This window comes from Sporosarcina sp. 179-K 3D1 HS, assembly GCF_047228905.1.
Classification (GTDB): Bacteria; Bacillota; Bacilli; order Bacillales_A; family Planococcaceae; genus Sporosarcina.
On record NZ_JBFEGI010000008.1, the window covers coordinates 100,799 to 114,108 of the forward strand.

11 protein-coding genes are annotated in these 13,310 nt (G+C 46.2%); all 11 read left to right on the plus strand.

Annotated features, from left to right (window positions below; genetic code table 11):
* Positions 1-5 precede the first annotated feature (5 nt).
* The 11 genes from nadA (at position 6) to AB1K83_RS11990 (ending at position 13,159) form a co-directional block, all read left to right on the plus strand.
* Positions 6-1,115, plus strand: a complete 1,110-nt coding sequence (gene nadA, locus AB1K83_RS11940; RefSeq protein ID WP_413058418.1) for a quinolinate synthase NadA — start codon at positions 6-8, stop codon at positions 1,113-1,115.
* A gap of 145 nt (positions 1,116-1,260) precedes the next feature.
* The gene (locus AB1K83_RS11945; protein ID WP_413058419.1) at positions 1,261-2,109 is read left to right on the plus strand and encodes a neutral zinc metallopeptidase; all 849 of its coding nucleotides are present in this window, start codon (positions 1,261-1,263) and stop codon (positions 2,107-2,109) included.
* 257 nt (positions 2,110-2,366) lie between these two features.
* Positions 2,367-4,070, plus strand: a complete 1,704-nt coding sequence (locus AB1K83_RS11950) for a methyl-accepting chemotaxis protein (RefSeq protein WP_413058420.1) — start codon at positions 2,367-2,369, stop codon at positions 4,068-4,070.
* 154 nt (positions 4,071-4,224) lie between these two features.
* Complete coding sequence (locus tag AB1K83_RS11955) at positions 4,225-5,193, plus strand: proline dehydrogenase family protein (RefSeq protein ID WP_413058421.1); 969 nt, start codon at positions 4,225-4,227, stop codon at positions 5,191-5,193.
* A gap of 167 nt (positions 5,194-5,360) precedes the next feature.
* Positions 5,361-6,002 carry an FMN-dependent NADH-azoreductase gene (locus tag AB1K83_RS11960; RefSeq protein WP_413058422.1) on the plus strand — a complete coding sequence of 214 codons (642 nt, stop codon included), beginning with the start codon at positions 5,361-5,363 and terminating at the stop codon, positions 6,000-6,002.
* 156 nt (positions 6,003-6,158) lie between these two features.
* Complete coding sequence (locus tag AB1K83_RS11965; protein ID WP_413058423.1) at positions 6,159-7,751, plus strand: long-chain-fatty-acid--CoA ligase; 1,593 nt, start codon at positions 6,159-6,161, stop codon at positions 7,749-7,751.
* A 165-nt stretch (positions 7,752-7,916) separates the two neighbouring features.
* On the plus strand, positions 7,917-9,800 hold the full coding sequence (locus AB1K83_RS11970) for an ABC-F family ATP-binding cassette domain-containing protein (protein WP_413058424.1): 1,884 nt from the start codon (positions 7,917-7,919) through the stop codon (positions 9,798-9,800).
* 73 nt (positions 9,801-9,873) lie between these two features.
* Positions 9,874-11,010, plus strand: coding sequence for a conserved virulence factor C family protein (locus AB1K83_RS11975; RefSeq protein WP_413058425.1), 1,137 nt, complete (start codon positions 9,874-9,876; stop codon positions 11,008-11,010).
* Between the two features lie 51 nt (positions 11,011-11,061).
* Positions 11,062-11,496 (plus strand): BrxA/BrxB family bacilliredoxin, encoded by a 435-nt coding sequence (locus AB1K83_RS11980; protein ID WP_413058426.1) that lies wholly within the window; start codon positions 11,062-11,064, stop codon positions 11,494-11,496.
* A complete protein-coding gene (locus tag AB1K83_RS11985) occupies positions 11,493-12,272 on the plus strand; it encodes a class I SAM-dependent methyltransferase (protein ID WP_413058427.1) in 780 nt (259 codons plus the stop codon). The genes AB1K83_RS11980 and AB1K83_RS11985 overlap by 4 nt, the downstream gene beginning before the upstream one ends.
* Before the next feature lie 287 nt (positions 12,273-12,559).
* On the plus strand, positions 12,560-13,159 hold the full coding sequence (locus AB1K83_RS11990; RefSeq protein WP_413058428.1) for a YpjP family protein: 600 nt from the start codon (positions 12,560-12,562) through the stop codon (positions 13,157-13,159).
* Positions 13,160-13,310 lie beyond the last annotated feature (151 nt).

Sequence of the window (13,310 nt, forward strand, 5' to 3'; positions counted from 1 at the left end):
TCAGAATGTCGATCTTACAATATTTTGAAGAGAAACAGGGCGGAACGTTACCAAAAGAATACCGGGAAATGACGACGTCGCAAATGGAAGAACGAATCCGGGAAATCAAGCAAATACTTGGGGATAAGTTATTCATTCCCGGCCATCATTATCAGAAAGACGAAGTGATCCAGTTTGCTGATGCGACGGGGGATTCTTTGCAATTGGCCCAGCTTTGCGCAGCGAATGAAAAGGCCGAGCATATCGTCTTTTGCGGCGTTCACTTCATGGCGGAAACTGCGGACATTTTGACCAATGACGAGCAACGTGTATATTTACCGGATATGCGGGCGGGATGCTCGATGGCGGATATGGCGGATATTTATCAGACCGATCGCGCATGGGACGCCTTGACGGAAATGTTTGGCGAGACAATCGTACCGTTGACGTATGTCAACTCGACAGCTGCCATCAAGGCGTTTGTCGGACGCAACGGAGGTGCCACGGTTACGTCGTCGAATGCCCATGCGATGGTCAAATGGGCGTTTACGCAACGGGAACGTATTTTGTTTTTGCCGGATCAGCATTTGGGACGGAATACGGCATATGACATCGGTATCCCGCTGGAGCAGATGGCCGTGTGGGATCCGATCCAAGACAAGCTCGAATACGAAGGGGCTTTGGAAGACGTCAAAGTGATCCTCTGGAAAGGACATTGCTCAGTGCATGAGAATTTCACGGTGAAAAATGTCATCGATGTGCGCAATGAACATCCTGATATGCGCATCATCGTCCATCCGGAATGTTCGCGTGAAGTCGTCGAGCTGTCGGACGACAACGGATCGACCAAGTACATCATTGAGACGATCGAAAACGCGGCACCGGGAAGCGAGTGGGCGATCGGGACGGAAATGAACCTCGTGAACCGGTTGATCCAGTCACATCCGGACAAGAAAATCATTTCGCTGAATCCGAGCATGTGCCCTTGCCTGACGATGAACCGGATCGACTTGCCACATCTGCTCTGGAGCTTGGAATGCATCGTCGACAACGAGTATGTCAATCAAATCAAGGTAGATCAACAAACGGCGGAGGAAGCGATCTCGGCATTGGATCGCATGCTGGCGAGAGCTTGATAAAAAAAGGAACACCTAGTCGGTTTTGACTAGGTGTTTTTCTATGCCATGACAACCTCAGAGATTTATATGCACTATTTTTGTCATTAGGGGGTATACCAGTAGTGACTAGATTGCATTGGATGGAGATCGAGGAGGGACGATTATGGAATGGAAAGGGAGAAGAGGCAGTTCGAACGTCGAGGATCGGCGGGGCCGCGGTGGAGGAATGATGATTGGCGGTGGGCTCGGCGGTATCGTATTGGTGCTCATTGTCATGTTTCTCGGCGGAGACCCGGGGGAGCTGCTGGGTAATATGGGGTCCACGGGAACTGATAGCAATATAGCGTATGAAGAAACAGCACAGGAAAAAGAGCTCGCTGACTTCGTATCCGTCGTGTTGGCAGACACCGAAGAAGTGTGGACATCCATTTTCGAAGAGCAGGGCCTTGAATACAAAAAACCAACGATGGTCTTATATACAGGAAGCGTACAGTCTGCCTGCGGGACCGCCAGCTCGGCGGTAGGTCCATTTTATTGTCCGGGCGATCAAAAGCTCTATATCGACCTCAGTTTCTATAATGAACTGCAAAACCAGTTCCAAGCACCGGGCGATTTTGCCATGGCCTATGTCATCGCCCACGAGGTCGGGCACCATGTCCAGACATTGCTCGGCATATCGGATGAAATCATGCCACTGCGCAACCGGATGGGTGAGACGGAGTTCAATAAATACCTCGTCCGCTTCGAACTGCAAGCCGATTATTTGGCCGGTGTCTGGGCACATCATGCACAAGGGATGGGCTACTTGGAAGAAGGCGACCTGGAAGAAGCGCTGACCGCGGCAAGTGCAGTCGGGGATGACACGATTCAGCGAAGGGCCCGTGGTTATGTCGTACCGGATAGTTTCACGCATGGAACTTCCGAACAAAGAAAAAATTGGTTCTATAAAGGATTCGAGGCAGGCAATTTGGAAGAAGGCGATACGTTCAATTCTATCCTTCCAAAAAAGTGATCTAGTTTGCCCGATGAAAAAGCCATTTCTACTTCTACAGAATGGCTTTTTTCATTGTTATTTTTATACAAATGAGTAAGATGATCCAGATTGCACCAATTATTCGCATTGTATGTTATATTGTACATATATATTTAACAATTGTGCTTCATTTGACCTAATTAATTCTTTAAATCTCTTTGTTTCTGTCGAAATTAAGAGTATTATAGGAATTGAGACAACCTCCAATAGAGCCACTTTTTAAAGACGGGAGCAGAATGATGAGAAATACATTAACGGTACAACTGGGGACTATTATTGTGGGAATAATGATTGCAATGCTAGCGATTACTTCATTTTCCACTTATAAAACAGCATACGACAAATTATATGACGCTGCAGGCGTTGAGGCGTATGGTTGCGCGAATATCACAACGGGCCTGATTCGTCCCGACGATATCGAAAAGATGTTGGCCGGTGATGAGACAACGAGGGAAGCGGTCGGTAAGCAATTGAACTGGACGATCAACCATAAAGATATTTTCGAAACCCAGTATATCCTCGATTTAGATGGGACGATTCTCGCATTAGATGATAATTTGCGGGATAAAGGATTTAAACCGGGAGATTCCTTCCATATGGATGAAAAAGCGATCGATATGCTGCTTTCCATGAAGCATCCTACCTATTCGGAGTTGTATGAGGCAGGCGGTATGCAACGTTTGTCTGGTTATGCTCCAATCTTCAAGGACCATGATCCGGATAAGGAAATAATAGCGATCAGTGTCATTGATTTTGATGGGTCTATCGTAGGCGAACGAACTTGGGATGTTGTACGAAACGGCATCTTAATCAGTCTGATCCCAATGTTGATCGCATCGATTATTACGCTTTACTTGATCAGAAGAAAAACAAAGCCAATTTCATCCTTGATAGCGCATGCGAAAGAGATTGCGAATGGAAATCTAGCGATTGAAGATACGGTTGTCAAAGACAACGATGAGGTTGGCGATCTGGGACGGACGCTAAATATTATGACAGCCAATTTGCGCGAAATGATTGGGACGATCCAATCGACATCTGTCCAACTAAGCCAAAACTCTTTTGAAACGGCTGCTACTTTGAATGAGATGCAAGCGGCAGTCCAGCAAGTTGCCCAGAATATGGTGCATACCGTGGAGTCGATTTCAGATGGGACAACGAACGCGGAAAATGCGTCTTCTATTCTTCATTCTTTGGCGGAAGATTTACAAGATACGAGGGAAAAAGCGGATGTGACTGTCCACAATTCTAGAAGCACAATGGAGATTTCATCAGAAGGGCAACGGCGTGCTAATGAAATTCGTGAGGACATGGAAAAAATCCGCAATTCCTCCACTGAAGCAAGCATGACCGTACAAAACCTGATTGAATCTACGAAAAGGATTCAGGACATTACTGGCTCCATTTCGGCAATTGCGGCACAGACGAACTTGTTGGCGCTCAATGCTTCGATTGAAGCGGCACGTGCCGGTGAACATGGGAAAGGGTTTGCTGTCGTTGCGGATGAGGTGCGCAAACTGGCAGAACAGTCAAATGAAGAAGTATTGGAAGTGGAAAAATTGGTCCAGGAGATTACGATGAGTATCCAGGACGTCGTCCATTCGACAACAGAAAGCACGAAATTAATTGAAACTGGAACGGAAACCGTACGATTGACAGCTGAGTCGTTAAGCGAAATTTCGAAGGCGGTAGCTGAAACGGTGGAAGAGATCACGATGATATCCGACATGACGACAGCTGAAGCGGAAAGTTCGGAACGTGTCGTCGAGCTGATCAATCAGTTGACTCAATCGATACGGTTGATTGAAGATGCCACAAATAATATTTCGGCAGCTACTGAACAAACTTCCGCTTCCATCGATGAAGTGGCAAATCGCTCAAATGAAATGAGCCATATGTCACAGGAACTGGAGAAGATTGTCGGCCAATTTAACATTTAATGTAAATTAACAATCAAGCCCGGGGAAGTGAATTCACTCTCTCGGGTTTTATTCTTACAGTGGAATGGTAAAGATAAGAGGTGTACTAAAATATTATACGAAAGAAAGCATTAATATATTTAAGGGTCAAATAATATAATGAGGAGCATGCGTCATGTTAAAGGATTTGTTTATCGGCCTATCCCAAAATCAGTTTCTTAACAGTGCGGCAAAAAAATATGGCTTGAAGCTTGGCGCACAAAATGTCGTGGCAGGCACAAACATTGAGGAAACGATTGAAAGTATAAAAGAATTGAATGCGCATGGGATTTCATGCACCGTAGACAATCTTGGGGAATTCGTTCTTAAGAAGGATGAAGCGACTGCCGCCAAGGAACAGATTTTGGAAGTGATCGAAGCAATTCATGAACATGAGGTGGATGCTCACATTTCTTTGAAGCCAACGCAACTCGGCTTGGACATTGATTTTCAATTTTGTTTGAGTAATTTAAGGGAGATTGTGGAAAAAGCCAATAGCTATTCTATTTTCGTAAACATTGATATGGAAGATCATACTCACTTGCAACCCTCATTCGACATTTTGGATGAGTTGTCTACCAAACACTCTAATATTGGAACCGTCATCCAGGCTTACTTTTATCGGGCCGAGGAGGATATTAAGAAATATAAAGACTACCGTCTCCGGATTGTCAAAGGGGCTTATAAAGAACCGGAAGAATATGCCTATCAGGATAAAAAAGACATCGATGCGAACTTTATCAAGTTAATCGAATATCATTTATTGAACGGTACATTCACTTCTGTTGCGACGCATGATCACCACATCATCAACCACGTCAAACGGTTTGTGAAAGAACATAACATACCTCTAGCTAAATTTGAATTTCAGATGCTATATGGGTTCCGCCGCGATATGCAATTGGAATTGGCAAAGGAAGGCTACAATTTTTGCACCTACGTCCCATTCGGCAGTGATTGGTACGGTTATTTTATGCGCCGTCTCGCGGAAAGGCCGCAAAACTTGAACTTAGTCGTCAAACAAGTATTTAATAAAAAAACGAACACGATGATCGGACTTGCAGCAGGTGCATTCTTGCTTGGTCGTTTGACAAAGCGCAGATAATCATGAAAGCAAGCATGCTTCCTCAAAGGGAGCATGCTTTTATATTGCCATCCTCACCTTTGACCAACCTCTCAAGCAGTCAAATTGTGAATTTTCCCTCGTTCACCTATAATAATAGATGGTTTTCATTTCAGAAAAACATTTACATATAAAGGAGTCAGATCTTTATGAATTTATTAGTAGTCAAAGCGAATAACCGGCCAGCGGATCAAGCCGTAACAAGTAAAATGTACGATGTGTTCATGGAAGAAGTATCAAAAGGCGATCAGCTCTCCATTGAAACATTTGATGTTTTCAAAGAGGATATGCCGTATTTTGGTCAAGATTTTCTTACCGCCATGGGGAAAGAGGCGAAAGGTGAGGAACTGACGGAAATCGAGCAAAGAATTCTAGCGGCTTCCACAAAAGCACTGGATGCCTTCATGAAAGCCGACACGGTTGTGTTCGTGTTCCCTCTTTGGAATAAAACCATTCCGGCACCGCTCCAAACGTTTATCGACTATATTTACCGGGCAGGCGAAACATTCCGATATACGGAAGAAGGGCCAGTCGGCTTGGTGCCTGAGAAAAAAGTGATCATCCTCAATGCACGCGGTGATGTCTACTCCGCACCACACATGCGCCATATGGAAATGAGCGTCAGCTATGTCCGGATGATCATGGAGTTCTTCGGGGTTCAAGACATCGAGGAAGTCATCATCGAAGGTCATAATAAACACCGCGACCGCGCTGCGGAAATCATTGCGGAAGGCATGGAAAAAACAAAAGAATTGGCAACTCGCCTCGCAAAAGGCACAGTCCATGTATAATTGACAACAAGGCACCTCGTTTGGGGGTGCTTTTTTATTGTTTCCATACCTTTCATAACAATGGAAAGAGTAATGCAATTCCCAGTCTTTCCAATTCTACTAATGACGAACAATATTAAATGTTATATACTGTAATAAAACAGAGGGGGTAGAGAAATGAATGTACCATTAGTATTGCCACAATTTCTCGATCGGGCGGTTTCTTTATATGGGGAAAAGGAAGCCATTCACTGCGAAGGCCGGAGTTTTACGTATAACGAGTTGAATGGCCGGGTCAACCAATTATCCCGAGGTTTACAGGATCTCGGTATCCGCAAAGGTGATCATGTCGCCTATTTGGCGGGGAACTCGGTTGAAATGCTGGAAGGCTTCTACGGGGTGTATCAGGTGGGGGCGGTCATGGTTCCTCTGAACATCCGACTGAAACCGGAAGACTATGTATTCATTTTGAACCATAGCGAATCGAAAGTGTTATTTGTCGACCAAGATCTCTACGAATTGATTCAACCAGTCAAAGATCAATTGGACTCGGTTCGTCACATCATTGTCCATTACAAAGATTCGCAGACAAATGAAATCGATTACGACAATTGGCTTGCTACTTTTTCTACTGAAACTTTCGATCGAACAGAGCTCGATGAGAATGACGTCTGCAGCTTGTTGTATACGAGCGGGACGACAGGCAATCCGAAGGGGGTCATGTTGACTCATCGGAATAACTATCTTCATGCACTTAGCACGATGCACCATCTCCGCATTCAAGATAGTGATGTTCTGCTACACGTCTTACCGATGTTCCACGTGAATGGCTGGGGGTCGCCGTTCTATTATACGGCGAATGGAGCATCGCAAATTTGTTCAAGGAAGGCAACGCCAGAGTCGATTATCAGAGCAATCCAAGAGCATAAAGTCTCGATTCTACATATGGCTCCGACCGTCCTGAATTCAATTCTTCAATATTATGATCAGCATAAGCCGGTCATCGACCATGATGTCCGCGTTGTTATCGCAGGTTCGGCTCCGCCTCCCGCCTTTATTACACGCGTCGAGGAAGAGCTCGGTTGGGAATTTATCCAAGTGTACGGCATGACGGAAACCTCCCCGCTTAGTCTTGTCTCGACAATCCGGTCTCATCTGGATCATTTATCCGATGAGGAAAAAACCAGATTGAAAGCGAAAGCTGGCTATCCAATGATCGGTGCGGATGTCCGGATCATTGACGATTTTGGAAATGAAGTTCCGCATGATGGGGAAACCGCTGGTGAAGTGGCTGTCCGTAGCCATGGCGTCATGAAAGGCTATTGGAAAAATGAAGAAGCGACCGCAGAAGTGCTCCAAGATGGCTTTATGTTGACGGGAGATATGGGCACGGTTGATGAATACGGCTATATAAATATCGTGGATCGGAAGAAAGATGTTATCATCAGTGGCGGAGAAAATATCTCTTCTATTGAAGTGGAAGGTGTCCTCTATGCCCATCCTGCCATTCTGGAAGCGGCTGTTATTGCGGTCCCGCATGAGAAGTGGGGAGAAACGCCGCATGCCTATGTGGTGCTGCGCGAGAATATGACAGCAACCGAACAGGAAATCATTGATTTTTCCAGATCTAAACTAGCTCATTTCAAAGCAGTGACCGGCATTACATTCGTCGATGAACTACCGAAAACTGCTTCCGGGAAAATCCAGAAAGTCCAAATTCGTGACGCTTACTGGGAATCCATCGGCAAAGAAGGCCGGAAAGTGAACTAAATTGTTACCAAGCTTGTTTAGGCAGGGGAATATACCTTTTGCCTAAACAAGCTTTTTCCTATTTAAATAGGGTAAGAAGCATCCCCGCGAAATCATCCCCTTTCAAAAACAAGCGGGAATCAGCTATGATAGAACTATGGAGTCATGAGAAATGGAAGTGAAGGTATGAGTCAATTGATCGTAGAAAACCTGACGAAGACGGTCGGGGAGAAAACGTTATTTCAACATATTGCATTTACAATAGTGAGCGGAGAGAAAGTAGGTTTGATCGGCGTCAATGGAACGGGCAAATCAACCCTTCTATCCATCATTGCTGGAGATGAGGAAGCCGATTCGATATCGAAAGATCATCCGAACCAATACCGTATCGCCTATTTACCCCAAGAACCGATTGTGAATCCCGCACTGACAGTCATGGAGACGGTCTTCATGAGTGATGCGCCCATCATTAAGTTGAACTTGGATTATGAGCATGCGCTTCAGGCATTATCTGAAAATCCGGAATCGGCGGCCTGTCAAGAGCAGTTCACCAATCTTCAAAATGAGATGGATGCACACGACGCTTGGGATCTGAATGCCAAAGCGCGAACGATTCTGACGAAACTTGGAATAGAAACGTTCGATAAAAAGATGGGTGAGCTTTCGGGCGGCCAGCAAAAGCGAGTTTCCTTGGCGAAAGTGCTGATCGAACCGGCAGATCTTTTGTTGTTGGATGAACCGACAAACCATTTGGACGTCCACTCGATCACGTGGCTACAGGATCATTTGATAAATGAGCAAGGTGCCGTCCTTTTCGTCACCCATGATCGCTATTTCCTCGATGCCGTCGCGACGCATATTTACGAGTTGGCGGATAAGAAACTGTATTCTCATACAGGCAATTACGGCGATTACATCGAGACAAAAGCACTTCGGGAAGAAATGGCAGCCGCGACGGAAGACAAGATGCGCAACCGCTACCGATCGGAATTAAAATGGATCCGGCGGGGGGCTAAGGCGCGCTCGACAAAACAAAAAGCACGTATCGGACGATTTGAAGAGTTAGAAGAGAAATTAAAAAAAGGCGAGCAGAAAGGCGACATGGATGTAGCTTTGAAAACATCCCGCCTCGGTCGGAAAGTGGTGGAAGCGACAAGCGTTTCAAAAGCTTTCCATGGGAATCAAGTCATTGCCGACTTTTCGTTTCTGCTTCAATCGGGAGACCGGATTGCGGTGGTCGGACCGAATGGAGCGGGAAAATCGACGTTACTCAATCTGATTTCCGGAAAGATAGAGCCGGACAATGGCATGATCGAAAAAGGATCGACCGTTAAAATTGCGCATTTCCATCAACATATACCTGAAATGGACGATGCAAAACGGATCATTGAGTATATCCGCGACACATCAAATGATATCGAAGATGCGGATGGGGTAAGAATTTCCGCTTCACAAATGCTGGAACGGTTTTTGTTCCCAACCTCGACACACGGGACGCCAATCGGAAAATTATCCGGGGGGGAGCGGAAAAGGCTTTACTTACTGAAACTGCTTATGGAGCAGCCAAATGTCCTGTTGCTGGACGAGCCGACAAACGACCTCGACTTGGAGACATTATCCGTATTGGAATCGTTCATTGACACATTCCCGGGAGTCGTCATCACGATTTCCCATGACCGGTTTTTCCTGGACCGTACGTCGACCAAGCTGTGGGTGCTGGATGGCACGGGGCAAGTTGACATGTATTACGGCTTGTACTCCGATTATTTGGAGATGGCTGCCAGTGAACCGGTGCGCGAGTCTGTACCTGTTAAGCAGCCGGCAGAGCCCGTAAAGAAGGAAACGAAGAAAAAGATGACGTACAATGAAAAGCGGGAATGGGAAACGATCGAGGCCGATATCGAAAAAGTGGAGGAGCAGATTGCCTCGACGGAGGAGGAAATGGCAGCAGCCGGCTCCGATTATGATAAATTAAGAGATTTAACAGCAACATTGGATGACTTGAACCACGCATATGAAACATTGATCGAACGCTGGTCTTATTTACAGGAAATCGCCGATTCAATTTAATTTCAGAAAAATGATTGCTCGAAAAGGAAGATATCATCGCCGAGGCGTAATTAATGAAGGAGGAAAAATTACATTGAAGATTAAAACGATCGAACCGACACCGAGTCCCAACTCGATGAAAATCGTGCTCGATACGGAATTGCCGCAAGGTGTGGCACATAATTATAAAAAAAGTGATGCTGACACGGCACAATCCCCGGTATCGGAATTGCTCAGGATCCATGGCATCAAAGGAATTTATCACGTCATGGACTTCATGGCAGTTGAACGGATTGCCAATGTTCCTTGGGAAGCCATCCTTGCTGAAGTGCAAGCCATACTAAACGATGAGCAAGGCGATCAGACAGAGACGCAGGAAGAAGTCATTGATGAGACGTACGGGGAAGTCTATGTACATGTCCAGACGTATAAAGATATACCGCTACAGGTGAAAGTGTTTGATAGCACTTCCGAGGAACGGTTCGGGTTAAGTGAACGTTTTCTGAAAGCGATGGAGCAGGTCCATTCTTCTGAAACGGAAAACTATATTTTATTACGCAAGTGGGCGGATTACGGCATCCGGTACGGAGAAAAATCGGAAATCGGGCAACTCGTCATCCAGGAAATCGAGGCGGCTTATCCGGATGATCGTCTGCAAGAGATTATCCGTAATGTTGAAGAAGGACAAGAGCGGACGAGTCAGCGCGGCCGGAAAGTGACGTTGGAGGAATTTACTGTGGACGCCTGGGAGACGCGTTTCCAATTGCTTGATCAGATGCCAGATCCGGAATTGGACGATCTGCCGCTTCTCGAAAAAGCGCTCCATGATGAGAAAATGTCCATCCGCCGCCTTGCTACCGTTTACTTGGGCATGATCGAGGATGAGGCGGTTATTCCGTATATTCAACAAGCGTTGCACGATAAAAGCTGGGCGGTTCGCAGGACGGCGGGCGATTGTATGAGCGACCTCGGATTTCCAAGGTTTGAACAAGCCGCGATGGAAGCGTTGCAAGATAAAAACAAGTTGGTCCGCTGGCGTGCCGCGATGTATTTATATGAAACGGGCACAGAACAAGCGCTTCCTGCATTGAAACAAGCGGAAAACGATCCGGAATTCGAAGTGAAGCTCCAAGTCCGCATGGCCATCGCCCGGATTGAAGAAGGGGAAGAAGCAAAAGGATCGGTATGGAAGCAAATGACCGAAGCAAGGGCAGCCGCGCCAAAAGAATAAACGTATCAATGCGTCTTAAAAACAGTTGAGGAAGAAAGGGGTTTATTGATCATGAGGGCTTATGAAGAGTACATGCGCAGCGTATATAAACCGATGCGAGAAGAAATGGTAACTATGGGCTTCACTGAATTGACGACAGCCGAAGAAGTGGAGGGCATCATGGAAACAGTGGAAGGGACAGCGTTGATTCTCATCAATTCAGTCTGCGGTTGTGCAGCGGGCTTAGCTCGTCCCGCTGTCCGTGAAGCTTTACAGGAAGTCGAAATCAAACCGGACCATCTGTTCACCGTATTTGCAGGCCAAGATAAGGAAGCGACGGAAAAGATGCGGGAGTATTTCCCGGAAGTGCCACCGAGTTCGCCATCCATCGCCCTTTGGAAAGATGGAGCTCTGGCGTATTTCATCCCACGAGAACAGATCGAGAATTTCCAGATGGAGCAGATCAAAGACCATCTGGCAGACGTCCTCGTCCAAGTTGGCAAGTGAGTACGATTATCACCACCGGGGGACGGCCGGATGCAATATCACTAGAACTGGCGATGGAAGCGTCCCGGTCGCTCGGTTATCCGTTCGTCGAGCGGCGAAAGGCTTCCATTGCGAATTTGCAAAGACGCCACCAAGCCCATGTAATCGTCGCCGGAAAAGGGCGGTTTGAACTTTTCCGTATCGGCATGGACAAGCCATTTTTCTTCCATCCGAATACCGCCGTCTTTCGACTGAAACGCCTATCCAAAGGGGAGAAGGACCCGCTGGTCGAAGCGGCGGGACTAGTAGCGGGTGATTCTTTTCTCGATTGCACCCTCGGTTTGGCGTCGGATAGCATCGTGGCTTCCTTTGTTACTGGAGAATCGGGGCAGGTGACCGGCATAGAGGCAGACCGGGATGTTGCCTATTTAACAAGCAGAGGATTGCAGACTTTCCCGACCGATGCCAATAAATTGCGGGAAGCGATGAACCGGATTCAAGTTATCCACTCAGACGCGCATCTCTTCTTGCAATCCCAACCGGATGCCTCTTGGGATGTCGTCTATCTGGATCCGATGTTTCATGCCCCGATTGAGGAATCGTCCAATTTCACACCGCTCCGGGAAGTGGGCGTCCATAGCTTGTTAACAGACCTTTGGTGGGAAGAGGCGCTACGCGTCAGCCGGCGTCGCATCGTAGTGAAAGACCGATTCGATTCTACCGTTTTCGAGCGATTCAGTATGGAGCGGGTGAGAAGGCCAAATACAAAGTTCCATTTCGGGTATTTGATCAAATGAAAAACGCCGTCCCTTTCCTAATTGGAAAAGGCGGCGTTTTTGGCTTGTCCGTATTGTCATACGATTAATGCGTAAAGTTAAGAGAGCTTAAGTATAGAACCAAAGCGAGCATTCCGATACCGATCAATAGTTCAACGTTCATCTGTATGACCCTCCTTCAAAAAGACACACATTTATTCATTTTTTATTGTACAATGAAAAGAAGAAAGAAGAAACCTTTTCAATCGCTATTCGTCCAACAAGACAGCAGCATTTTATAAATTGTACACAAATGGGTGGTGAGATTAGTGAAAAAGTGGTTGCAGAAAACGTTGATCGTAACGGTTGCACTTCTGACCTTCGGCGCCATTTCTCCAAGCCATGAATTTTGGACAAACTTGCAGGAAAAGGATGAAGCCAATCCTGGACTGCACCCCTCTCGTGCGGATGACTTTCAGATTGCGGTCGCTGAACGCGATTTCGAACCAGAAACAATTGATCAACCGATCTCGATTGAGGAAACGCTTGTCTCGTCTGCAAAAGAATTATCCTATATGAAATTCGGTTCCAAGATCGGACCTGTCATCCAAGGTGAATTCGATGAAGTTATCTTTCCGAAAATTGAAGAAGCGATTCATATGACGCTCGCCAATTCAGATGATGTACATAAACGGCGACTCGCCATCAGCGAACGGCCGGCGGGCAATTATTCCGAGAAGATTTTTCATGTGTTCGACATGGATGCCAGGAAAGATTTGATCCGCTTCCACGTCCGTACCGAAAAACGGCCGCAGGAAGGATACTATTTCAATTTCCATTACCATGTCGCCCATGATGGTTTTATGGCACATCACACGATTGGCGACATCTATTGGTCCAAAAACACACCGCCGAAATGGTTATCCTAAACCGTTTCGGCTTTCTAAATTGGTTAGAATGCCATACGTTACATAAATTCAGTAAAAGATAAGTGCTTTTTCTCCTTTTAAAGAGGATTACAAGATATAATGGGTATTTGACGAACAATCATCATTTTTATTCAATCAAGGAGTGTTAAGA

Bases quoted from the DNA above. Each gene is read 5' to 3' on its own strand.
- nadA (WP_413058418.1), top strand. From the start codon at position 6: ATGTCGATCTTACAATATTTTGAAGAGAAACAGGGCGGAACGTTACCA.
- AB1K83_RS11945 (WP_413058419.1), top strand. From the start codon at position 1,261: ATGGAATGGAAAGGGAGAAGAGGCAGTTCGAACGTCGAGGATCGGCGG.
- AB1K83_RS11950 (WP_413058420.1), top strand. From the start codon at position 2,367: ATGATGAGAAATACATTAACGGTACAACTGGGGACTATTATTGTGGGA.
- AB1K83_RS11955 (WP_413058421.1), top strand. From the start codon at position 4,225: ATGTTAAAGGATTTGTTTATCGGCCTATCCCAAAATCAGTTTCTTAAC.
- AB1K83_RS11960 (WP_413058422.1), top strand. From the start codon at position 5,361: ATGAATTTATTAGTAGTCAAAGCGAATAACCGGCCAGCGGATCAAGCC.
- AB1K83_RS11965 (WP_413058423.1), top strand. From the start codon at position 6,159: ATGAATGTACCATTAGTATTGCCACAATTTCTCGATCGGGCGGTTTCT.
- AB1K83_RS11970 (WP_413058424.1), top strand. From the start codon at position 7,917: ATGAGTCAATTGATCGTAGAAAACCTGACGAAGACGGTCGGGGAGAAA.
- AB1K83_RS11980 (WP_413058426.1), top strand. From the start codon at position 11,062: ATGAGGGCTTATGAAGAGTACATGCGCAGCGTATATAAACCGATGCGA.